This is a genomic window from Lactobacillus mulieris (assembly GCF_007095465.1).
Lineage (GTDB): Bacteria > Bacillota > Bacilli > Lactobacillales > Lactobacillaceae > Lactobacillus > Lactobacillus mulieris.
The window spans coordinates 1-22,835 of sequence record NZ_SDGL01000004.1; the positions used below are offsets into that span (position 1 = coordinate 1).

General features: G+C 32.2%; 20 protein-coding genes. 12 read left to right on the forward strand and 8 right to left on the reverse strand.

Annotated elements, in window-relative coordinates; genetic code table 11:
* Positions 1-194: 194 nt before the first annotated feature.
* The gene (locus ETI37_RS02165; RefSeq protein WP_006586161.1) at positions 195-2,324 is read left to right on the forward strand and encodes a glycoside hydrolase domain-containing protein; all 2,130 of its coding nucleotides are present in this window, start codon (positions 195-197) and stop codon (positions 2,322-2,324) included.
* A 24-nt stretch (positions 2,325-2,348) separates the two neighbouring features.
* On the opposite strand, the gene ETI37_RS02170 is transcribed toward ETI37_RS02165, so the two are convergent.
* The 4 genes from ETI37_RS02170 to ETI37_RS02185 all read right to left on the reverse strand — a co-directional run bounded on the left by ETI37_RS02170 (position 2,349) and on the right by ETI37_RS02185 (position 6,373).
* On the reverse strand, positions 2,349-2,900 hold the full coding sequence (locus ETI37_RS02170; protein ID WP_006586162.1) for a hypothetical protein: 552 nt from the start codon (positions 2,898-2,900) through the stop codon (positions 2,349-2,351).
* Between the two features lie 327 nt (positions 2,901-3,227).
* The gene (gene cls, locus ETI37_RS02175; protein WP_006586163.1) at positions 3,228-4,685 is read right to left on the reverse strand and encodes a cardiolipin synthase; all 1,458 of its coding nucleotides are present in this window, start codon (positions 4,683-4,685) and stop codon (positions 3,228-3,230) included.
* Positions 4,686-4,707: 22 nt separating this feature from the next.
* The gene (locus ETI37_RS02180) at positions 4,708-5,412 is read right to left on the reverse strand and encodes a zinc metallopeptidase (RefSeq protein ID WP_006586164.1); all 705 of its coding nucleotides are present in this window, start codon (positions 5,410-5,412) and stop codon (positions 4,708-4,710) included.
* Positions 5,413-5,449: 37 nt separating this feature from the next.
* Positions 5,450-6,373, reverse strand: coding sequence for an alpha/beta hydrolase (locus ETI37_RS02185; protein WP_006586165.1), 924 nt, complete (start codon positions 6,371-6,373; stop codon positions 5,450-5,452).
* A 75-nt stretch (positions 6,374-6,448) separates the two neighbouring features.
* On the opposite strand from ETI37_RS02185, the gene ETI37_RS02190 reads away from it, so the two are divergent.
* Both ETI37_RS02190 and ETI37_RS02195 read left to right on the forward strand, forming a co-directional pair.
* On the forward strand, positions 6,449-7,216 hold the full coding sequence (locus ETI37_RS02190; protein WP_006586166.1) for a ribonuclease H family protein: 768 nt from the start codon (positions 6,449-6,451) through the stop codon (positions 7,214-7,216).
* Positions 7,217-7,244: 28 nt separating this feature from the next.
* Positions 7,245-8,009 carry a TerC family protein gene (locus tag ETI37_RS02195; RefSeq protein ID WP_006586167.1) on the forward strand — a complete coding sequence of 255 codons (765 nt, stop codon included), beginning with the start codon at positions 7,245-7,247 and terminating at the stop codon, positions 8,007-8,009.
* A gap of 51 nt (positions 8,010-8,060) precedes the next feature.
* Here the strand turns inward: ETI37_RS02195 and ETI37_RS02200 are convergent, their stop codons facing one another.
* Positions 8,061-9,020: a DUF1002 domain-containing protein gene (locus tag ETI37_RS02200; RefSeq protein WP_006586168.1), complete on the reverse strand. Its 960-nt coding sequence runs from the start codon at positions 9,018-9,020 to the stop codon at positions 8,061-8,063.
* A 162-nt stretch (positions 9,021-9,182) separates the two neighbouring features.
* Between ETI37_RS02200 and ETI37_RS02205 the strand changes: the two genes are divergently transcribed.
* The gene (locus ETI37_RS02205) at positions 9,183-9,998 is read left to right on the forward strand and encodes a glycosyltransferase family 2 protein (RefSeq protein WP_034530443.1); all 816 of its coding nucleotides are present in this window, start codon (positions 9,183-9,185) and stop codon (positions 9,996-9,998) included.
* Positions 9,999-10,016: 18 nt separating this feature from the next.
* Positions 10,017-10,673, forward strand: a complete 657-nt coding sequence (locus tag ETI37_RS02210) for an alpha/beta fold hydrolase (protein WP_006586170.1) — start codon at positions 10,017-10,019, stop codon at positions 10,671-10,673.
* 28 nt (positions 10,674-10,701) lie between these two features.
* Here ETI37_RS02210 and ETI37_RS02215 read toward each other — a convergent pair whose 3' ends face one another.
* Positions 10,702-11,076, reverse strand: coding sequence for a DUF1304 domain-containing protein (locus ETI37_RS02215; RefSeq protein ID WP_006586171.1), 375 nt, complete (start codon positions 11,074-11,076; stop codon positions 10,702-10,704).
* A 141-nt stretch (positions 11,077-11,217) separates the two neighbouring features.
* Here ETI37_RS02215 and ETI37_RS02220 point away from each other — a divergent pair, with 141 nt between their 5' ends.
* The 3 genes from ETI37_RS02220 (at position 11,218) to ETI37_RS02230 (ending at position 13,872) form a co-directional block, all read left to right on the forward strand.
* Positions 11,218-12,204 (forward strand): ribose-phosphate diphosphokinase, encoded by a 987-nt coding sequence (locus ETI37_RS02220; protein ID WP_006586172.1) that lies wholly within the window; start codon positions 11,218-11,220, stop codon positions 12,202-12,204.
* 137 nt (positions 12,205-12,341) lie between these two features.
* Positions 12,342-13,028, forward strand: a complete 687-nt coding sequence (locus tag ETI37_RS02225; RefSeq protein WP_167494283.1) for a TetR/AcrR family transcriptional regulator — start codon at positions 12,342-12,344, stop codon at positions 13,026-13,028.
* 10 nt (positions 13,029-13,038) lie between these two features.
* Complete coding sequence (locus ETI37_RS02230) at positions 13,039-13,872, forward strand: hypothetical protein (RefSeq protein WP_006587569.1); 834 nt, start codon at positions 13,039-13,041, stop codon at positions 13,870-13,872.
* 353 nt (positions 13,873-14,225) lie between these two features.
* Here ETI37_RS02230 and ETI37_RS02235 read toward each other — a convergent pair whose 3' ends face one another.
* Positions 14,226-15,725 carry a CAP domain-containing protein gene (locus ETI37_RS02235; RefSeq protein ID WP_006586176.1) on the reverse strand — a complete coding sequence of 500 codons (1,500 nt, stop codon included), beginning with the start codon at positions 15,723-15,725 and terminating at the stop codon, positions 14,226-14,228.
* A gap of 204 nt (positions 15,726-15,929) precedes the next feature.
* Between ETI37_RS02235 and ETI37_RS02240 the strand changes: the two genes are divergently transcribed.
* The 4 genes from ETI37_RS02240 to ETI37_RS02255 all read left to right on the forward strand — a co-directional run bounded on the left by ETI37_RS02240 (position 15,930) and on the right by ETI37_RS02255 (position 19,678).
* A complete protein-coding gene (locus ETI37_RS02240; protein WP_006586177.1) occupies positions 15,930-17,015 on the forward strand; it encodes a D-alanine--D-alanine ligase family protein in 1,086 nt (361 codons plus the stop codon).
* An 11-nt stretch (positions 17,016-17,026) separates the two neighbouring features.
* A complete protein-coding gene (locus ETI37_RS02245; RefSeq protein ID WP_006586179.1) occupies positions 17,027-17,746 on the forward strand; it encodes a hypothetical protein in 720 nt (239 codons plus the stop codon).
* A gap of 74 nt (positions 17,747-17,820) precedes the next feature.
* The gene (locus tag ETI37_RS02250; protein ID WP_006586180.1) at positions 17,821-18,921 is read left to right on the forward strand and encodes a YibE/F family protein; all 1,101 of its coding nucleotides are present in this window, start codon (positions 17,821-17,823) and stop codon (positions 18,919-18,921) included.
* Between the two features lies 1 nt (position 18,922).
* On the forward strand, positions 18,923-19,678 hold the full coding sequence (locus ETI37_RS02255; protein WP_006586181.1) for a YibE/F family protein: 756 nt from the start codon (positions 18,923-18,925) through the stop codon (positions 19,676-19,678).
* Between the two features lie 50 nt (positions 19,679-19,728).
* Here ETI37_RS02255 and ETI37_RS02260 read toward each other — a convergent pair whose 3' ends face one another.
* Positions 19,729-22,707, reverse strand: a complete 2,979-nt coding sequence (locus ETI37_RS02260) for a TIM-barrel domain-containing protein (RefSeq protein WP_006586182.1) — start codon at positions 22,705-22,707, stop codon at positions 19,729-19,731.
* Between the last annotated feature and the right edge of the window lie 128 nt (positions 22,708-22,835).

Consider the following 22,835-nt stretch of genomic DNA (forward strand, 5'->3'; position numbering starts at 1 on the left):
TCCTACTTTGATTAAATAAAAGATTAAAAAATCAATCTACGAGAAAAATCTATTTACACAAAAAATTTGACAGTTTCAGACTTTCAGTAAAGGTATATGGTATGTTTTTATTTTTCTTACTTGCAAACATAAATTTTTAGTTGTATATTGTACTCGAACATATGTTCGAAAAATAATTTAGGAGGTCCAATAATATGGATGAGAGAGTAAAAGAAGTGCAAGTTTGGTTAAATGAAACTTATGGTGGTGTACCAGGATTTGAAAAGGCACCGATTGACGGTAAGACTGGTTGGCCAACAATTTATAGTTTACGTGAAGGCTTGCAACATGAATTAGGCATTTCTGCTTTAGGTGAAGGATTTGGTTCTTCAACTAAGGCGGCATTAAGCAATATTATTAATAAGATTCGACCTGGATATTCAGGCAATATTGTTAAATTGATTAAGGGTGCTTTTTGGTGTAAGGGGATTAATCCAACTGATTTTTCAGCATCTTATGGTTCTGAATTAACTAATGCTGTTAAGACTTTGCAATCAGATGCAGGGATCACAGCTGATGGAATTTTAACTGTCCAATTGATGGCCGCTCTTTTTGATATGAGTGCATTTGTAGTAATTCATCAAACAAAAAAGAGCGAATTAATTCGCTCCATGCAACAATATTTAAACAGTAAGTACTGGCAAGAATTGGGTATCATGCCATGTGATGGTATCTATCAAAGAGATACTAATACTGCTTTAATATATGCCCTTCAAAAAGCTTGCGGAGTTTCAGGTGCTAACGGTAATTATGGACCTGGAACTATTGCAGCTACCCCAACAGTGAGTGTTGGTCAAAAGGGCGAAGTCGTCAAAATCATTCAATACGGTTTATTTGTTAATGGATTTAATAAAGCTGGCGACTTCAGTGGATATTATAGTTCAAAAATTGGTGAAGAAGTAGTAGCATTTAGAAAATTTATGAAATTAGCTCCTGAAACAAGTACTACAGCTGATTTAACTGTTATTAAAGGGCTATTAACAAGTAATGGTAATACTAATCGTGATTCAATTGCATTAGATACATCAAAACAATTAACGGATACGGATATTGCTAACTTTAAACGATATGGGTTTAGTGTAGTTGGTCGCTACTTAACTGGTTCGGTTGGTGTAGGTGCTAATAAACGCCCTAAAAACTTAACTACAGACGAAATCAGAAGAATTACTAACGCTGGTCTAGCTATTTTTCCAATTTATGAAGATGGAGGTTATGAGGTTAGCTATTTCAATTCTAAACAAGGTTATAGTGATGCTGTTACTGCAATTGTAAATGCTAGAAATCTTGGCTTCCCAGCAGGTACAACTATCTACTTTGCGGTTGATGTAGATATTCAAGATGGAGATATTGACGGAACTGTTGATCCATATTTACGTGCTATTCATAATGTCTTTGTAAATTGTGAATACGAAGCAGGGGTTTATGGGACACGTAATGTTTGTCTTCATGGTATTGAAGATGGTATTTCTGCAAGTTTTGTGGCAGATATGTCTTATGGCTGGAGTGGAAATCTAGGCTTTGAAATGCCAGAAAATTGGGCTTTTGATCAATTTGTCGAGTATACAATTGGTGGTACAGATATTGATCAAGTAGCAGCTTCTGGTAGTGATAAAGGTAGTAAGAAGTTCAGATTACCATCTACATCTACTAAACCTATTTCCGCTAATGAAGCCTTAGATATTTTAGGTTCTCTATTGAATTTAACAAGTATTAGCTTTAACCAAGAATATCCTCTTATTAAAACTCCAATGCTTGAAGAAAGTGTTGAATTTGAAGAAAGTTTTACTGGGACAGGTGGTAATCCAACCTTTAACATTAGTAATGGTAAACTCGATGGAGCCAATTTAAGTGGGTTATTAGGACCATTATTTAATAATCAACAAGCAACGGTAGATGCCGTATTTGGAAAAATGGGAGAAATGCGCTTAGTATCATCAATTAGTGCAGGTAGTTTAACTATCAAAACTGAAGCACCAGTAGATGGAAAAGTAAGCTGTGAGATTATTTTCAATATTCAGAAGCTAGAAAATCAACTTTTAACAAATGAATTATCTATTATTTTTAAATTTAAGGTAGAACCATTAGATCTTGTTAGAACTTATCCAATACCAACTACCAGTCCTACTCCAGCTCCTAGTCCACAATTAGAATTGGAACAGCAAATAATGAAAGTCTCTGTAGGAGCTACTGTGGCAATTGCATTATGTAATTTATTGGGATTTGTTTTGGCTAACATTGTTCAATTTTTATATTATATTTTTGTTACTGTTGTATCCGTAGTATAAAAAACGTTTTGAAAAAATTTTTTACTAGTGTATAGTTTTCCATTTAATAGCAAGTTTTTTTATAATATTTTTTTGTTCGCGTGTTAAAGTCTTTTTATTTAATATTACAGATCTAGCTGAAGATATGTCTTTATTAATCTTGATAGAAAGAAAATAAAAATTAGAATTTTCAAACCCATATTTATATTTACATAAAAATATAGATTTTTCAGTTATAAAAGTATCAAAAGCTTCTTTTATAGCTGGCTCCATAATTTCAGGAAAGTTATATTTATATTTTTTTAAAAAAAAGATTTGTTTCTTAGGATATAATTTTTTGATTATGTAAACAATAAGATAAAACATTATTCCAAATAGTATAATTAAAATCAAATCACTAAGAATAACGAATCTAGTAATAATTTCGTCAAAATAAGTTGGTGAATAATTACCTATCAAATTAGTTCCAAAATAAATTAAATTGAGAATTAATATAGCACTAAAACTTTCTTTTATATGTAAAATATCACAATAACTACGTAGAATAAATTTTGATAACATTTGTCTTTCTTTTTTGGTTAATTCAGATATAATCATGTGATTTAAACCCTTTCTTCCAGTTTTTAGATAATATCTTTTAGTCTATAGTATATTGTTTTCGTGTTTCAAGGGAATTTAATATAAAAGCTTTTTATAAAGAAAGGAGGATATAATGTTTTTCTTTATGATGGTACCAATTAATTGGTTAAAAAAGTGGAGTAATTTACTTTGGCAGTCAGTGAAAAAATTAGTGCTTTTAATGATTACTCATTTTAAGTGATAGAAAAGGCGTATAGTTTCTAGTAGTACTATACAACCGTTATATACTTTATACATTTTTTATAAGACACGATTTCATTATTTTATGGAAGTCGTGTCTTTTAGTTATAGTATCGGTGATAGTAATCGTGAGAAGCTTTGAAGTGAACGCAAGTATCGTGATTGATTTTGAATTTCTTCAATTGTTAGTAAATGGGAATTTTGCATATCTTCTTCAAATATTTGAGCTAACTCGTTATTAATATTGCTATCATAAAATACCGCCATATCTTCGAAATTAAGACTGTATGAGCGATAATCCTGGTTCATTGAACCTACAACTGCATAGTCAAAATCGCCAACAATTGTTTTGGCATGTAAAAATCCATTATCATAGATATAAATCTTAATTCCCATTTTAGTTAATTGGTTAGCATACCATTGAGTTGCTCGATAAATAAAAGGGTGATCTGGTTTAGAAGGAATCATTATGCGCAAATCAACGCCACTTTTGACAATGATTTGCCAAGTAGCAATCATGGCATCATCTGGAATTAAATAAGGTGTTTGTATCCAAAGACGTTTTCTTGCCAGTAACATTAATCTCATCATCCCATTACGCATGTATGGTAATTCACTATCAGGACCATCTGCGACAATTTGGGTTGCGACATTATTTTCTGTAATTTCATCTTCATTTAAATCAGGGAAAAGCTTCTCCGAAAAAGTAATAACTTGGCTAATTTTTGTAATAGAAGCATTCCAATCCATAACAAAGCGTTCTTGTAAAAGTAGTGCAGCAGAACCAATAATTCGCACATGAGTATCACGCCAATAACCGAATTTTTTCTTTTTACCTAAATATTGGTCACCAACATTAAAACCACCAGTCCAAGCAATTCTACCATCAATAACGACAATTTTTCGGTGTAAGTGATAATTAATGCGATATCTAAGGATCATGTTGCGTGAAGTAATAAATGGTAATACTTTTCCCCCAGCTTTGCGTAATTTATCAAACCATTTACTAGTTGCTCCAAATGATCCCCAAGCATCATAAATTAGATGTACCTTGATCCCTTCTTGAGCTTTTTTTACTAATAAGTTGAGTATTTGATTACCAATATCATCGTTATAGAAACTGTAGTATTCAATGTTAATTGTTTCTTTTGCATTTTTGATATCTGACATTAGGTCTCGAAATTTTTCATGTCCATCAGTATAAAGCTTTATCTTATTATTTTTAGAAAGAGGAGCTTCTCGGTTTTGGTTAAAATATTCAATCGCTACCTGTGCTTTATGGGCAGTATCAGATTTACCAGCCCTTTTTTGAAAACGGGGAATCATCTTTTGTACATTTCGTAAGCCAATGTGGTTTTGTTTATTGATTGCAAAAAGATTCTCTTGTGATAATCCTCTCCCAAAAAATCCATATAAAATAAAGCCCAAAATTGGGAAAATTAATAAAATAATTAACCAAGCCCAAGCAGTAGCTACAGATCTTTTCCTTCTGAAAACTACATAAAAAGCTAAAATAGTATTAATACTAATAACAATAATATGAAGATATTTAAGCCAAAACACTCAGCTAACTCCTCCATTAGGTCTAGTTTCGGTCATTGTCGGCAAATAGTAAAATTAAACGAAGTAGTTGTAAGAAAGTGGATAAGGCAGCTGCAACATATGTCAAAGCAGCTGCAAATAGAACTTTTCTTCCAGCTGGATATTCATTTGGATTAATAATTCCCAGCATTTTAACCTTTTTAAGAGCCCGATTTGAAGCATTAAATTCTACAGGCAAGGTTACGATTTGGAATAATAAAGTTAACGCAAAACATAAAATTCCGGCTCTGATTAATACTTGATTAAAACTAAGCACTACTCCTAATATAATCAAAGGCATGGATAAGTTAGCACCAAAGTTAACTATAGGTACTATCTTTGATCTAAAGCTCATTGGAATGTATGCTTTGGCATCTTGAATTGCATGCCCAGCTTCATGAGCAGCTACGCAAATAGCGGCAATACTTGAAGAATTATAAACAGGTTCAGATAAATTAAGAGTTTTATCACTAGGATTATAAAAATCTGTTAGTTCTCCGCTAGTTTCTTGGATAGTTACATCAAAAATCCCGGCATCTTCTAAAATTAACTTAGCCGCTTCTTTCCCAGTAATGTTGTTGTGACTTGGGATAGTTGCATAACGATTAAAAGTGGATTTAACATTCCATGAGGCCCACATTGTAATGGCTAAACCAACTAGTATTAACCAAAAGTAAGGATCCCAAAATAAAAATGGTGAGAAAAACATAATTAATCCTCCGTAAAAGTTATTTTACCTATTATATCTATTTTAAACCTAAAAATCGATTAATAACATCGTTAACAAAAGGGTCATCATGTAACCAGCTATGCTCAGCATTTTCCCCTCTAATTTCCACTTCTTGGTAAAGTTTTAATTGAGGAGCTAAAATATAGCGAATACTTTTAGCTGAAACAACTGAAATGAATTTATCAGTATTTGTTTCGTCTAAAATATTGCCGTAAATATTTAAAATGCTTGCATCAGGGCAAATCCTTTTTTTGCCTAAAATAAATTTTAAGTAAGTGAAATTCATGGCAATTGGATGACCTTTTTCACCAAGGTAATTGACATTAGGTATATCGCCTAAATAAGTTACACCGTCAAAAGGTCCCGCAATTAAAGCGGCTTTTTTTAAAACAGGAAACTTCTTATGCTTAAAGTAACGCATAGCTGTTGCAATGATTGCAGGTGCACCAAGAGAATGGGCTACTGCAAAATAAGTATCAAATTTAAATTGCTTCTTTAAGAAAGGAAGAATGCGGCTTAAATAATAGCTTATTGCACTCATACCAGCAATTCGCTGCCGAAAGACTAATTGTACAATTGGGTATTTATCCCCTGTCCAAGTCCCTTCAAAAGTAAAATTTCCAAATGCATCACAAGTAACTTTTAAGTAGTGTGGGTTATGCTTGGCTTTTCCAGCTTCTTTTACTAATACTCTAGTTGTATAGTCTCCACCTCGAAAACCATGGATATATAAAATTGGAGTTTGTTGGCAAGTGCTGGGTTCAATTTTATAATTGGAATACGATGTGATTTTATTAGGGTGTAGTCGTAAGAAAAAACGAGAGGGAGGAAAACTAGCTAGTATTCCAAGACTTATCAAGTTAAACATTGAAGGATCTTGGGATTGTTTAATTCGATTGTGTTCTGTTTCTTCAGTATATTTTCGTGAATTAAAGAACATATTGACCTCCTTCTTGTGTATTTATATAGTAGTATTTTAACATTAATTGAGAATTATTTATGATTGGAGTAATAAATGAAGTTTTATGCAGTTAAAAAAGGACGAAAGATAGGTATTTTCCGGACTTGGGATGAATGTAAGGAGCAAGTTAATGGCTTTAGTGGGGCGGAGTATAAATCATTTAGCAACATTTTAGAAGCAAGCCAATATCTGGATTTGTCGGAAGACCAAAAAAGAGCAATTATGAAACCAAGTGAGGATAATTTAACAGCTGCAGTGGAAAAAATAAAAGCTCAAAGTAAGGTGATGGCTGAAAAAAAGACTTCAATGAAAAAGCAAACCACTGCTTCTAAATCAGATTATAGCCAATATGAAGTGGTTGTTTTTACTGATGGAGGCTGTAGAAATCATGGCAATGTTAAAGGAGGACATGTTCAAGAAGATGATAAAGCTGCATGGGCATATTTAATTGAACATGAGGGTAATAGAATTAGTAAAGCTGGCGGGGAATTTGGCGCAACGAATAATAAAATGGAATTAACTGGTCTTATTGAAGCTATGAAAAGAATATTAGCCCTGAAACTTAATAATAAAAAAACAATCTTCGTTTTAGATTCTCGTTATGTTTTGAGACCAATAACTGAGAAATGGATTTGGTCTTGGCGAAATAATGGTTGGAAAAGAAGCAAAGGAGAGCTAAAAAATAAAGAATTATGGCAAGAATTATCCCGATTATTGCCTCAATTTAAAAATGCAGAATTTGAATGGACTCATGGTCATGAGGATAATTATGGAAATAACTTTGTTGATAAGGCTTTAAACATTTATATGGATAAAATGTAAAAAATAAATATAGAAAAGAGACATATACATGATAATTTTTAAAATGTATCAACCATTTTTTGAGATAGATAATTGGACCCACGTTATCACTAGTGGGAAAGATTGGCTGATAATTTTAACGTTAATTTTGATGGAATGCCTTTTATCTGTTGATAATGCTGTTGTTTTAGCGGCTCAAACGCAAGTTTTACCTACTAAACTTGAAAAGGAAAAATCTCTTCTTTATGGTTTATGGGGTGCTTATATTTTTCGTTTTATTATTATTGGAGTAGGAACTTATTTAATTCATTTTTGGGAGATTAAATTAGTTGGTAGTATATACCTATTTTATTTAAGTTTTAAGTTCTTTTATGAACAGCATCATCCTGAAAAAGTTAAGCAAAAACATGAACGTGATTCACATCATAAATCTAAAAAACATATTTTTTCTTTGTTTTGGCGGACTGTTATTTCTATTGAATTAATGGATATTGTTTTTTCAATTGATTCAGTTTTAGCTGCTTTAGCAATATCAGAAAATCCTGTGATTATTTTAATTGGTGGAATGATAGGTATTTTATGCATGAGAGGAGTAGCTGAAATAATTATCAAGCTAATGGAACATATTCCAGAACTTGAACCAATGGCTTACATTTTAATTGGACTCATTGCTATGAAATTATTGCTTGATTTGCCACCACTAGAATTTGAAATACCAAATAATATTTTTGCAATTATTATTTTTATTGTTTTAGGAATCACTATTTTATTTCATTTTTGGAGAATAAAAAAACATGGACCTAAACATTTTTAGGACACAAAAAAAGCTTTGACGCAAGTCAAAGCTTTTTTACTTAGTAATGATTTAATTTAAGATAATTGCCCCACCAAATAAGCCTTTAAAGAAATTAACTACAGCATCAATTACTTTTTGAATCCAGTTTTTAGTATCTTGGGAATTTAACTTATTAAAAATGCTCTTAGCACCTTCTTGAATTTGACTAGATAACTTTTGAGCTTGTTCTTTAAAACTGTTAGAGTTTAATGCTCCGGATTTTTTGATGGTTATTAATAAGTTGATAATTTGTTGCTTTTGAGAATTAGTAATGACATTTGTTAAATTATTCTTTTCAAGTTGATTGTTAACAATAGTTGTTATTTGATTATTAGTGATATTTGAACCATATTTAGCCATATCAGCTTTTGCTCCAGCAACAGCATTATTTAATTGTGCATCACTGTAGCCATCTTTATTTTTGTTATCTTGAGTGATTGAACTTAAAGTGTTTAATTCACTTTGTGCGGCATTTACTTGACTTTGATTAAGAGTATTGCCGGATTGCGCATAAGCAGCATATATACCAGCTAAAGCCCCAGAACCATCAATTGGCGTAGCACTAGTAATATAAATATTGGCATCAGTAATTCCGGCAGTTAAAGCAGCATTTTTATACTGGTTAGCTGTAATAGTAGTAATATTATTTGAACCATTATAATTCAAAATTTTTACATTAATACCACTGCCACTACTTGTCTTTTGAATCATTGCACTGGACCAGACACCAGATGAATTAGTAAAGGTTTCACCTGATGGATTAAGATATTTAACTAAGTCACTCCCTGTAACCGTAATTGTTTTGTAAGAAGCGCCATTTAATGACTGAGTTAAGGTATTAATAGTACCTTGTTTTTGACTGCTAGTTAAGGATGAACCCAAAGTTACAACTGGTGTTGTATCATCATCAGCTTTAGCAGTATTTTTGTTAGCGAAGCTGAATCCTGTTGCAATTATTGCTGCAACTAAAAATGCCATAAATTTTTTCATAATAACATTTCACTCCTTTATGGTTATATTATACCTATTTTGATAAATGAGAAGCTAACTTCGCAAAGAAAGCTTAATAGTTTTACAACTTCCTTTAACCTTTTACTTAAAATAGGAATTAAACTGGTTCGATGATATAATTTTAAGAAAAGGAGGAGCCGAATTTTGCAACAACCAAAGTTGACCGTGATTATGCCGGTCTATAATTTAGCAGAATATTTACCACGAGCTTTAGATGCATTACTTCATCAAGATGAATCTAATTTTAAGCTTTTGATTATTGATGATGGTTCTACTGACAAGACTAGCGAAATTTTGCAACAATATCGGCCAAAATTTCCATATTTTACTGTAATTAAAACTAAGAATGGTGGGCCTTCTTCAGCAAGAAATATTGGTTTAAGTCAGGTGGATACTCCATATTTTACTTTTCATGATGGGGATGACTTTGTTGATCCAGGATATGTTTCCTTTTTTATTAGAGCTTTTAAGCTTCATCCAGATTGTGATATGGTTTCTTGTGGTTATTATATTGATCGTCCTAAGGGAAGAAGCCATGTTGTAGGTAAGCCTGAAAGTGGAGTGTTGACTAAAGGAAATGCCTTTATGAAACTTACTGATATCTTTGCTTCTCCAATGAAGGGCTATTGCTGGAATAAAGGATATCGAACTAAATTAGTTAGAAAGCATAACTTGCTTTTTGATGCAGATGTAGCATTTATGGAAGATCAGATTTTTAATGTTAAATATATTTCAATAGCAAGAAAAGTTTACTATACACAAAAGCCATATTATCATTATTGGCAACGGTCTGATTCAATTGTCCATAAGCCTAATTTAAAGAAGACATCAGATTTACTTATGGGAAATTATTTAATTTGGAGTAAAATTATAAAAAGTATTATGAAAGAACGTGAGCAAGAAAAGGCAAAGAAAAAAGCTAATAAAATCTTGCTCAAGAATTCAAATATTGACTAAGGATATTTAGGAATAAGAATGAAAGTTACTGTTAATAATGTTGAATTGTATTATCAAAAATTAGGCAAAGGTGAACCGTTGATTTTACTTCACGGTCATCATTTAGATGGTGGAATGTTTGATAAAATTTTAGCACCGCTTTCTTTATACTATACTGTTTATGTCTTAGATATGAGAGGACATGGTCTAAGTGAAGGAGATGCTGCAGAGCATTATCAAGAAGAAGTTAGTGATTTGGCAGCTTTTATCCGTAAACTTGATTTAAAACAGCCATATATTTATGGCTATGATGCTGGTGGGGTTGTAACTCTAATGTTAGCTAGCCAATATCCTAATATGCTAAAAAAAGCGATAGTGGCAGGGGTCTTTGTACATGGTGCGGGAATTAAGCCATATCATTATGCTGTTGAAGGAGTGAAGCGTTTCATTAAACGTGATCCAGATAGCCAAGTTGAATTAACAGAAACACTCATTGAGCCAGAAAAATTAAGAAAAATTATTACTCCAACCTTGTGTGTTGTAGGAGAAAAAGACTGGGTAAAAGTTGAACATGTAAGATGGTATTCTCAAATTATGAAAAATGCACGATTGGTAATTATGCCTAGACAAACCCATGATAGTTATACAGTTCATAGTTTTAAAATGCTGGATTTAATTAAAGATTTTTGTAGATAAAAAGATAGCGATATATATCGCTATCTTTTTACATATATAAGCTCATGCAACTAATAATTAAAGCAATCAGTCCGGGAGTCATTTGAACAAAATAAATTTTTTGGTTAACAGTTAAACCACCAAAAAAACCAACTACACTAACAAAGCTTGAGAATAGCAAGTTTGCGTATATTGTATTAGTTCCAGTGAAAACCCACTGACCTAAAATAATAATTACAGCTAGCATTGCATTATAAATTCCTTGATTTGCCATAGAAATTCTAGCATCAGCTTGTTTGAGAAACTCTACATCAACTCCGAAAGCTTTTGCTTGTTTTTTTGGATTAGCAGTCATTTCTAAAAAAGCGATAAATAAATGCTCAATTGCAATTATCAATAATAAAACAATACTAAAAGTTCTCATAAAATCCTCCTAAATAATATATTTGGATATTATAGCAAAAAATATTGAAAGAAATTCAATATTTTTGGAAGCCTTTGTTTATCCAACGTCTTTTTTTGTCTATAATAGAATTGTATATAGATTTTTCTAAAGGGGCATACAATGAATAAAGAAGAACTCCATCAAATGTTACACCCAATGAAGTTAATCGGTTTAGGTGGTAATAAGGCTTTAAATGAAAAGATTGCTAATATCTTGCATATGCCTTTGCTTGAAACAACTGTACATCATTTTAGCGATGGTGAAATTGCGGTAAACATTGCTGAAACTGTACGTGGTTGTGATGTATTTGTTATTCAATCAATTCAAGATCCAGTTAACGAAAACTTTATGGAATTGGAAATAGTTTGTGATGCTTTACATCGTGCATCAGCTCACCGTATTAACTGTGTAGTGCCATATTTGGCATATTCTCGTTCTGATACTAAGAGCCGTTCTCGTGAACCAATTACAGCTAAGTTAGTTGCTAACTTACTTCAATTAACTGGAATTGATCGGTTAATTACTTTGGATTTACATGCTTCACAAATTCAAGGATTTTACAATATTCCAGTTGACCATTTACACGCTTTGCCATTACTTGCACAATACTTCTTAGATAACGGGATTGCTACTAGCGATGATGATAATGTAGTAATCGTTTCACCAGATCATTCAGGCACTAAGTTAGCTCGTAACTTTGCGACTAACTTTAATGCACCAATTGCAATTGTCGATCAACGTGGTGCTCATTACGATGATTCAGTTCACGATATGATTGGTGATGTAAAAGGGAAGAAATGTATCATTGTCGATGATTTAATTGATACTGGCTCACGGATTGCCTCATCAACTCACTCTGTTTTAGCAGCTGGTGCAACTAAAGTTTATGTTGCAGCTAGTCATGCATTATTATCACATGATGCAGTTGATGTTTTGAATAAGTTGCCAATTGAACAAATCGTAGTTACTGATACTATTAAGCACGAAAAATATCCTGATAGAATTGTTAGAGTATCAGTCGATCAATTGCTTGCACGTGGAATTGATTATGTATACAATGATCGTTCAATTCACCAAATTTTTGATGAACAAAATAGAATTAAGTAATTGCTAGTTAATAATTAAGAAATTGAAAAACTGACTCTTATTAGGAGTCAGTTTTTGCTTATTACTATACAAAGCTAGAAGTAATTGATATAATTCTTTATAATTGTATAGACAAATTGATAGAGAGGATGACTATTGTGGCAAGACATAAAAATATGAAGCGGAGAAGAATTATTTTAGATAATACTTTCAAATTGATTCGTGAATATGGAATCGATAATGTATCGCTTCAAATGATTGCAGAAAAATCAGGAATTTCTAAGTCTTTACTGCAATCTTACTATCCACATAAACAAAAGTTAACCACTGATATTATGCATAATCTATTCAACACTTTGTGGGATGAAGTTTATACAAATGTTGTAGATCAAAAACAAAATTTATTTACTCAAGTGAAGGCATTTTGCTATATTATTGGTTCTTTAGGAATTCGTGATAACGGATTAGATCAAGTAATTAGACAGGCATTTAGTGATAATACTACTCTTGATTCATGGAGCCAAATGCTTAATTCATGGATTGTTGAAAGAAATTTGATTTCAGAATTTACACCTGATCAAATTGAAAGAATTCGTTCCGGGATTTCTTTTATTGCAGCTGGAGGTGGCCGACTTTACCTTAAACGCAAACCTCATAACCTTAACCCTGAAGAAATTGCTGATTTCATGACTTCAACTTTAATGGGAGTATTTATGAATTATGATACTTCCGAAATTAAGGAAGTCCTCGAAGAAGGGCATCAAGTAATTCGAAATGCAGATATTGGTAGCATTCATTTTGCTATTGATCACATGTTTGACGAAGGTAAAGAAATTTACAGTTAGGGAGAGTAATATGGCAGAAACGACGCGTTCAGAGATTAGACGTCTTGATGCTGAGCAAAATAGATCATATAAAAGATCCTTTATTGCAACAATTTTTGTAGTTGTAAGTTTAATATTATTTAGTTTTACATTAATGAATCCTTCTTTTATGAAGGGAATTACTCGGACAAGTAATGGGCAAGCAGTGGTTGATGCACAAATTAATGCAAAATTTGATCGCTTGGCAGTGTTAGTTAATGGTCAAAAAAACAGCAGTTCTAACTTATTGACAGCAGATCAAACTCAAGTATTATCTGATGAATTGATAGATTATACATTAGGAATTCATTGGTTTAAGACGGATAATGCTAATTTAGCAAATAAGATTTATTCTACTTTGAATAAAGAAATTAATTCTAATTCAGCAACAGAAGCTCAAAATGTTTTAAAGAGTTTAAAAAAACAAGGAGATAGTTCTGTATATACTATTATTTCGGCCTTTGAATTAGCTGATGTTACACAACAAGCAAATTTAGTAACTATGTTTTTAATCATTAATACTGTTTTGGTAATAGTTTTAATCTTATCATTGATTTCTACATTGATGGAAATGAGAGAAAAGCTACGTTTGAAGGCTATAATTCATGAAATAACAGGTGCAGGTATGTGGACAGGAGCTTTAATGATTGTTATCTATGTCATTTTAGCGATGATACCACTAATCTTTAATGTTGAAAGCATAAGTATTTTGGACTTTGGATACTGGTTAGAATTAGCAAGTTCTGTATTTTTAGAATATGTTATGTTCGGTGCAATTATTTTTGTAATTAATACTATTCCTTGGCAATTAACTTCTACAAAATAGGATTATTTCAGGAGATAAATTTTATGTTGCTTTTTTCAATATTGGTTTTAATTATTTTAGCTAATTCGATAAGAACTAAGTATTCAGATAATCCGACTATTAAATTTTTGAAAAAACATCGTGGATTAATATTAACAGCTTATTCTGTTTTAGTGTTTAGTTATTTTGTTTTAAAAAATGGATTTAATGTTCTTACAAGCACCTATATATTTTTTATACTTATCGGAATTTTTTATTTAATTCATGATAGGAATAAAATAAACGAGAGAATAGTAGAGCAATACAAAAAACGTTGATAAAGTCTTAAAAAACTTATCAACGTTTTTATTTATTATTTATTTAAAATGTTTTTTCTATGCTGGATTTTTACTTGGGATTTTTTGAACCCATTGATTTGGTCCGAGGTAATACCAAGTAATTCCGCCAATTATTATACTTTGACCATATGCATAACTAGTTTGTGGTTTGAGATAAGCATATGTTTTTGTTTGTAAGTTAGCATATGGACTAGTATAAATTTGTTTATCAAGCATGTTATCATCTGAATCTAAAATTCCAGCACTAATTAATGGATTTGAAACACGATAAAAGTCTCTAAACCATTGGTTTTTGCCAAGATTATAGAAGTTTTTACCATCTTGATAAGATCTTCCAAAAATAGCGGTATTTGTAATTCTATCTTTCATAAGTGTGTCGCTGATTTCTTCAGCCTTTAGTAATAAAGCTGATTTGATCTTGACATCTTTTTCTGCAGGAGTTGATGACTGGTTATTTTCGATTTGTTCAACTTGATTCTGAACATTAGTTGATGATTTAGTTGTTGTAGTGTTTAAACTAGGCTGGTTAGCGGCAACTTGATTAAATAGTTTAAAACTATAGGAGTAGATACCATTAATGTTTACTTGATATTGGTGCCCAGAAATAAGACTAATATTGCCAGGCTTATAAGTTATATTGGTTGAGAAGTTCCCATAAAAACTAGAACTATAATTATGAACATCTGTTGCAGTTACCTTTTGACCGGTATCTAAGTCAGTAACAGTAATTGTTGGAGTTGATTTAATTTGTTCATTTGCTAAATAAAATGACCAATAAATATTTTGTCCACTTAATAACTCTATTGGGAAAACTCCTTCACTAGGATAGGTAATAGTAGATTTAGCAGCGGTTTTCATTACATCTGATAGATTAATAACTCTTTGAACAGAATAACGATAGCCATTTGCTCCATAAGCAGCACCTATTCCTGTTGTATAAAGCCAAGGTGAAAGAATCCAAGCTCTGTGACCAGTGTCTCCACCTGTTAAATTGTTTCTGTCAGTCAAAAAGTCGGTAATTACATCTCCAGCTGATTGATTTAAGATATTGAAGTTAAGATTGGAATTTTTGGTTAAATCAACTGCTGTATCCCAGTCGCTCTCACTAATATAACTAGGCTTAGACTCATTTGGTAAACCGTGTTGATTTTGGAATGGGTTTGCGCCAATGGCAGCCATAACTGCAGCAGCAATTTGTGCATTTTGATTTTCAGTCTTACTTGCAGTGACACTTGGCAAACCAAAAAGTGCTCTATAATAATTAATCCAGGCTAATTGAGAGTCAATGTAATTTTGAGATATTTGCCCTGCAGAAAATGGTTCAGTTAAGTTAGGAGTAATTGTATATAAATTGCTTTTACTATATGGCGTTTGATCCAAACTTGCATAGCGATTTTGGAATGAACGAATAGTATTAAGTTCAGAGCTAGTAAAAGTTGCTGCACTAGCAATAGGTGTAGCAATAGTTGTAGTAAATGTTGGAGCTAACAACATGATACTTGCTGAAATAGTAGCAAGTTTTCGCTTGAAATTCATGGATTGAAGCCCTCCTTTTCTATAGATATATGATATCACATTTCTTTTGTAACAGTTTTGTAACATTTATGTAACAATTTAAACACATTTGCTAAAATTTTTCTAGTTTTTTTCCTAATAAATACGCCAATTAAGCTGTAAATGCGTATAATTAAAGATTGAACGATATAAGGAGATAAAAACGAACAATTAAAGGAGAAAAAAATGACAGATAAAACCAGAGTTGGCTTAATCTTTGGTGGTAACTCCTCAGAATATGAGGTCTCCATTGTTTCTGGCCACAACATTTATAACGCAATTGATAAAGAAAAGTATGATGTATATCCAATTTGGTTAACAAAAGATAATTATTTTGCAAGTTTAGAAGATTCCAAAAAGGTTTGGGATGATCCTACTTATACTATCAAAAATCCACACAAATTAGCTAATGTTTCAAACTTTGAACAATTAGCTAATTTACCTGAAATGGATGTTTACTTCCCAATTGTTCATGGAAATATTGGTGAAGATGGTGTTATTCAAGGGTTCTTTAGAATGCTTGATAAACCATTTGTTGGTGATGATGTATTAGCAGCAGCTGTCACAATGGATAAAGAATTTACTAAAATTTTGGCACAAAGAGCTGGGGTACCTGTTGCTGATTGGGTTGCTATTAAGCGCTTTGAGTACAATGATAAAAATAACTCTAAGCTTGATTACAATTATGTTTCTAAGAAATTAGGAACTGATTTATTTGTTAAGCCTTCTAACCAAGGTTCAAGTGTTGGAATTAGTCATGTTAAATCAGAAGCAGACTACTTACCAGCTCTTGCAGAAGCTTTTAAATATGATGATAAAGTATTAGTTGAAGAAGCAATTGATGGTACTGAAGTTGAAACAGCTGTTTTAGGAAATGATGATATTATTGTTTCAGGTGTTGGTCAAATTATTAATGCCAAAGGATCATTCTACAGTTATAAAAATAAATATGATGATTCTTCAACTACTACCTTACAAATTCCAGCAGATTTACCAGCAGAAATTGTGGAAAAAGTTCGCTCAAATGCAGAAAAAATTTATCGTGCAACTGAGTGTAGTGGAATGGCTAGAATTGACTCTATGTTAAGAACAAGCGATCATGAAGTTATTTTTAATGAATTGAATGCGCTTCCTGGTTTTACTAATATCAGTATGTATCCTAAATTGTTTGAAGAAGCTGGTATTAAGTATACCGATCTTATTTCTCGCTTGATTGAATTGGCTGTTGAACGCCATAATCACAAAAAAACTTTGCTTCATAAGCCTGAATAGGGGAAGAATTGATGAGTTTGAATGAAAAAGAATTAGTAAATCCAAGCACAGCAGCAGCTGAACTCAAAATTAGTGTAGCAACATTGAGAAAATATTCTTTGATTGTTGAAAAAACAACTGGGGATTCAGAATATTATGCACGTACTAGTCAACGTGCACGGTTATATTCTGCTAAGAATATTGAAGACCTTAAAGCTTTTCATAAATTAGCTAAGCAAAGTGGTTTAACGTTGAGTGATGCAGCGCAACAAATATTTGCAGTAAGTGATAAAAAAGTTGAGGACCAAAAAAAGGCTGATAAAAAAATCGAGGAACAAGCTAATGCCTTGATGGATTCCAAACAAGTAGTTAAGTTGTTATCAGCCTTGCAACAAACTATTGTCAATCAAAATCAAGCCATTGCCGATTTACAAAAGCAAGTTGCTGAAGTTCAAAAACAAAATGCAGCATTGATTGATAGTCAAAAGCAATTAGCTGCTCCACAAGCAACTGCAGATTTGCCTGAAATGGATGATGATTTCTTTGATGAAGAAATTGATGAAAAAACGCCTGAACAAAAGCGTAGTGAAGTTGCAAAGGATATGTCAAAAAGTGAAGATGAAGTACGTGGTGCAATTTTAAAGAAGGCCCAAGAAAACGCCGCAAAGCGCGCCAAAGAAAATGTTCACCGAACTTTAGCAGATATGCAACTTCCTAAGAAAAAGCACTGGTGGGAAAGATTTCTTGGTTAAGAAATGAATAAGAAGATGACCTATTTTTAGGCCATCTTTTTTTTGTAGGTAAAATAATAACAGGAAGGAAGAACATGATGTGGAAAAAGCAGATAACTAAGAAAAATTTGTTCACACTTTTTGTTTTGTTTTTAGGGTTAATAATAACTAGTTGGGTTTATTTTAAACCGTCTTCTTATGCAGATACGGCAATTATTGTAAACAAAAATTTAAATGATAAGGTTACTGATAAGACCGAAGATGAATATAAAAATTATGATGAAAAGCGCGTACAGACGTTAAAGCTAAAAGTGATTTCTGGTAAGTATCAAGGAAAAATTTACACAGTAAAAAATCATTATGTTAAATCGCAATTAGAAACGCAAGCTTATCGCTCAGGAGAAAGGGTATTAGTTTCATTCAATAAGGGACAAATTAGTTTATTAAGTCCAAAAAGAGATTGGATTTTGGCTTTAGCTACTACAATTGTACTGACACTACTTTTAATAATTGCAGGAAAAAATACTTTCTGGTTAGTATTATCCTTAGTTTTAAGTTGGATTATTTTTTACTTCATCATAAAGTTTGATATTCAAGAAAATGGGACAGAAATATTTGCAATTTATGGATTAGGGGTTGTTTTGTTTGCTTTTGTATCTTTGCTGATTGTGCAAGGATTTAATAAGAAAATGCTTGCAACTTATTTTGCAACATTGGTCGGGGTATTTGTTTCATTTGGAATATGTTATTTGATAATGAAATTAACTGGTGAAGCGGGGATGAAATATGAAACTGTTGACTATGCCACGCAATCACCACGTTCACTTTTTTTAGCTCAAGCCCTATTGGGGGTATTAGGTGCTGTTATGGATGAAGCGACAGATATAGTTTCTAGTCTTTATGAATTAACTCAACATAAAAAAGATTTAACAGCTAAGCAATTATTATTAAGTGGTAGAACTATGGGACAAGAAATTATGGGGCCACTTATTAACGTATTAGTTTTAATTTTTATTGCTGAGGCTTTACCAATGACTATTTTGTATTTACGAGATAATAATACCTTGGCTTTTAGTTTCGAATTTACTTTATCACTTGGTGCTATTCAAAGTTTAATGAGTGCTATTGGAATATGTTTAACAGTAATTTTTGCTAGTTTGACTAGTTTAGTCTTTTTAAAGAAAAGAGGGGAATAAGATGACTACTTTAACAGCATTGGTTTTACTCTTATTTGCCTTAATGGTGTTAATTGGTGGCAAAACTGGTTTTAATAGTTTTTTGAGTGTGATGGTCAATGGAATTTTGCTTGTCTTGGTAGCTTTGTTAATATCATGGGGAATCAATATCTTGGTTCTAACATTAATTTTTATTCCTTTAAAATTAGCAGCAATTATTTTCTTAGGTACACATGATATGATAGTTGCTAAAAATTCTTTTTATGCTGCAATTTTGGTTGCAACAGCTACGATTTTAATTATTATTTGTTTACAATATTTTGCCCAAGCAGCTGGATTTGGAGACGAAGCAGGAGAAGAATTGGTTGGTCTATCTCCGTATCCAGGTTTAAGTTATCCAGAAATAGCTATTACTGTTGCAATATTTAGTACATTAGGTGCAATAAGTGAAGCGAGTGTGGCAATGAGTAGTGGTATTTTAGAATTAAAAAAGCACAATCCAGAGATTACCCGCATTCAACTTGAAAAAAGTGGTGCTAATATTGGAAAAGATGTTTTAGGGACTAGTGTAAATACTATTTTATTTGGATTGTTCGGTAGTTTTTTGCCACTGTTTATTTGGTATATGCGTTTAAACTATCCTTTGGGGAAAATTTTAAATGACAAGTTATTTGTTAATGAAGTTTTGATAATGGTTTATTCGATAATTGGAGTAGCACTAACTATTCCTTTAACAAGTTATTTGTTAGCTAAAAAAGTTAGTAAAGAAAAAGCATAAGCAACGTGAAGAAAGTAAATCACGTAAGCTTATGCTTTTTTATACTGAAATTATTTTTTTGGCTTGAAGAAGTAGAATTGCTTAGCTGCTATCAAGCCATCGCTAGATTCAGTAATGTGCATTTGAATAGCTTTAGCTTTGACATCTCGCAAACCAACAACTTTATTTTTAGGATCATTAGGCCAATTAATTTCATTACGATATAGTTCAAAATGAATTCCATCTTTAGAAATAGCTAAACTAGCTTTAGTAATCCGTCCAACTTGATCGACTGTTCTTGGAAGATAAACCATTCTTGATAATTCTTCTTCTTTTGCAAAATTGAATGTTAAAGTTAACCCATCATTAGTCATTTTATCAGCAGTTCTCCATTCGCTGGCTAGAAGCATATCAGTAGCTAACGCCACATCGTGGCCTTCTTGACTAAGCATAGAAGAATGCATCTGGACATTTTTAACTGCAAACTTATATTGACTAGGTTTAGTTCTACCACCAAAGTAATCAGACCATTCTGAAACCTTATTATGTGATAAGTAACGCAAGCGCATTTTGTATAGAGTTTCTGATTTTAAATTGTTGAAAGTGAAATTCTTGCCACTGATTCCATCATAAATTAGGTCATTTACCTCAATTTGAACTTGAGCATCATTAGGCCAAATTGCTGTTAAACTGTGAGCTGTTGTCTTATCAGGATTAATTGAAGGCTTCCCAGGAGCACGTAAAGCAGAATCAATAATTGCATGAGCTTCATTTGCTTTAACATAGTGGAAGTTATCAATAAAGATATCAATTTTGGTATCAGTAATATCACGCTTGGCCAGTTTGATTTGTAAGGCAGTTTGGCGTTGCTTAGTGAAATCACTAAAAGCAGGAGCAGCAATAAAGTTAGTATTAAAGTAATATCCTTCTTTAGCAGTTAAAAAGGCATTGAAAGAACCTGATTCATTAAGGCGAACGGGTTCATCATTTATTTTAAGACTAACGTTTCCAGGATAATGATCAATTAAGATATTTAAATAAGTTGCTTGATCTTTAGCAGCATCTTCATGAAGATTTTCAACTGGTGCAAAAGATAAGTGTAACCGATCATCATTTAAGTTAGAAGTAATTGTAGTAGTATAAGTTTCTGATTCGCTTAAGTTATTATCATTTACAACTTCTGTAACTGTCTTTCCTTGAGGATAGATAGTAAAAATTCGATTACCTTGACTTAAAATTGCGCCTGAACGAATGAAGACAGGCAAGTGCCAAAGTGGAAATGATAAGTTGTTATATACTCTACCACCTGGATACTTCTTTCCAGTAAATAAATCAATCCAAATAGTGCGGTGATTTGGTAAATATAAACGATCCTTAATTGCATGACCTTTTTCATCTTCACGACCATCTGTAATTGGTGCAATTAATAAGTCTTTTCCTAGCATAAATTCACTAGACCATTCATCTGAATAGTTTGTTTTTTCATGTGGAAATTCCATGAAAAGAGGACGCATAATTAAGTCACCAGCTTGCGCTTTTTTAACTAAAGTATACAAATATGAACTAAATTGCTTTCTTAGAGCTAAATAGGCGCGATTAATTTTGGAAATTTTATTGTTGTAAACAAAAGGAAGCTTAGGAGTAGTTCCTTGACCATCCATGTTAAATAATAATGGTGTGAAACTTTTCCATTCAAAGTCACGGACACTTACTGTCGCATTTCCTCCGCCACGAATACCATCTACTGCACAGCCACTAATAGGTTGTCCTGAAAGAGATAAACCAAGTAAACTGGCTATTTGATCTTTCAAAGCGTCCCATTCACCACCATCTTCTCCAAAAGCTAATGCACTAGTGTGAAGACTTTTAGCATTTCCATTGCCAGTTAAAACAAATGGTCTTTGTTTCTTTAAACTATTGGCTAAAGCAGAATATGTTTTAGCTTCGTTTTGTTTATCAGTATAAGCAAGTTGCGTATTAGCTAGTAAAGTTTCAACATGAGCGGTTCCCGGCATAACCCCTTGGCTTAAAGCATATTCATTAAACTGTTGCAATTCATCAAGCTTAGCTGGTGTTTTTGAGCCAAAATCTGGAATAAAGTAACTGAGTGGAAACTTCATTTTTTGATAACGATCAATCATTGCTCTGGCAGAAAAAATTGCATTTTCTTCACCATTTAAAGATGCTTTAGTAGCAATATCCTCTGGATTAGTGGTCTTTTCATAATAACCACCATCTTCAAATTTGGTAGCTGTACGGTTAGTATTGTCACTTTTCTTCCAAGTGAAATCTAAAAAGTTACCCAGATAACCTAGACCTAAAGCGTATTTTGGTAGATTAAAAGGCTTGCCAGTTAGCTGATAAAGTTTTTGTAAGATAGATTGAGGAGAATTTCCAATTAAATAGAATGTATCAAATTCCTCACAAGCATGGCTTAATAAGCAATTACTTGAATTTTTAGAACCGAAATCATATGTCCCGATTGCGTTGGTATTACGCAATTCTCCAAAACCAGCATTTGACCAGAAAAATGGAATAGGGTTGATAACTCCACCATTTCCTGCAACTTTCAAATCTTTGATTTGAATTTTTTTCCCTTTATGACTAAAGTGACCGCCTTGCAATCCTCCACCATAATAGTATTCATTTTGATTTTGCTTTAAAAACTCGATACTTGCACCATCACCAATTTCTAATGGGCTGGTTTGACTTAAACGATTGCGGTGGACTTGTTCATCAAAAATTGTTAAAGTTGCTGGCTTTTGGCCAAAGACTAGCTTTATTGAGCCTGTTTGAATAATGAAGGCCTCACTAGTTGCTTTTGCATTACTTTTTTCATGATAGGAATTATCAAATGAAGATAAGTTTAAATCCAATGCATTTGTTTCAAATAAGCCTTTTGGATCAAGATAAAACCGAAAAATGCCATCCGATAAAATGTATAAGCGAGCTGTTTCACCACTTGAGTAATGTAATTCATAAAAATTTTCTGTTTTTTGTGCACCAACTAAAGCACCTAGTTGATGACGACCTTGTATAGTTTGTGCCATATCTACCACCTAAATATTTCTTTAATTACTTACATTATAACGAAAAATCATGAAATTTTTTGGCTATTTAGTTGACTTTAAAGATATTTATCGTCACGATATGATTAGTAACGATAGCGCTTTTATGA

Excerpts from the sequence above, each read along its gene's own strand:
- ETI37_RS02210 (WP_006586170.1), top strand. The coding sequence starts at position 10,017 with ATGAAAGTTACTGTTAATAATGTTGAATTGTATTATCAAAAATTAGGC.
- ETI37_RS02195 (WP_006586167.1), top strand. The coding sequence starts at position 7,245 with ATGATAATTTTTAAAATGTATCAACCATTTTTTGAGATAGATAATTGG.
- ETI37_RS02215 (WP_006586171.1), bottom strand. The coding sequence starts at position 11,076 with ATGAGAACTTTTAGTATTGTTTTATTATTGATAATTGCAATTGAGCAT.
- ETI37_RS02185 (WP_006586165.1), bottom strand. The coding sequence starts at position 6,373 with ATGTTCTTTAATTCACGAAAATATACTGAAGAAACAGAACACAATCGA.
- ETI37_RS02240 (WP_006586177.1), top strand. The coding sequence starts at position 15,930 with ATGACAGATAAAACCAGAGTTGGCTTAATCTTTGGTGGTAACTCCTCA.
- ETI37_RS02200 (WP_006586168.1), bottom strand. The coding sequence starts at position 9,020 with ATGAAAAAATTTATGGCATTTTTAGTTGCAGCAATAATTGCAACAGGA.
- ETI37_RS02190 (WP_006586166.1), top strand. The coding sequence starts at position 6,449 with ATGAAGTTTTATGCAGTTAAAAAAGGACGAAAGATAGGTATTTTCCGG.
- ETI37_RS02260 (WP_006586182.1), bottom strand. The coding sequence starts at position 22,707 with ATGGCACAAACTATACAAGGTCGTCATCAACTAGGTGCTTTAGTTGGT.
- ETI37_RS02165 (WP_006586161.1), top strand. The coding sequence starts at position 195 with ATGGATGAGAGAGTAAAAGAAGTGCAAGTTTGGTTAAATGAAACTTAT.
- ETI37_RS02230 (WP_006587569.1), top strand. The coding sequence starts at position 13,039 with ATGGCAGAAACGACGCGTTCAGAGATTAGACGTCTTGATGCTGAGCAA.
- ETI37_RS02250 (WP_006586180.1), top strand. The coding sequence starts at position 17,821 with ATGATGTGGAAAAAGCAGATAACTAAGAAAAATTTGTTCACACTTTTT.
- ETI37_RS02235 (WP_006586176.1), bottom strand. The coding sequence starts at position 15,725 with ATGAATTTCAAGCGAAAACTTGCTACTATTTCAGCAAGTATCATGTTG.
- ETI37_RS02180 (WP_006586164.1), bottom strand. The coding sequence starts at position 5,412 with ATGTTTTTCTCACCATTTTTATTTTGGGATCCTTACTTTTGGTTAATA.
- ETI37_RS02170 (WP_006586162.1), bottom strand. The coding sequence starts at position 2,900 with ATGATTATATCTGAATTAACCAAAAAAGAAAGACAAATGTTATCAAAA.
- ETI37_RS02245 (WP_006586179.1), top strand. The coding sequence starts at position 17,027 with ATGAGTTTGAATGAAAAAGAATTAGTAAATCCAAGCACAGCAGCAGCT.
- ETI37_RS02220 (WP_006586172.1), top strand. The coding sequence starts at position 11,218 with ATGAATAAAGAAGAACTCCATCAAATGTTACACCCAATGAAGTTAATC.
- ETI37_RS02255 (WP_006586181.1), top strand. The coding sequence starts at position 18,923 with ATGACTACTTTAACAGCATTGGTTTTACTCTTATTTGCCTTAATGGTG.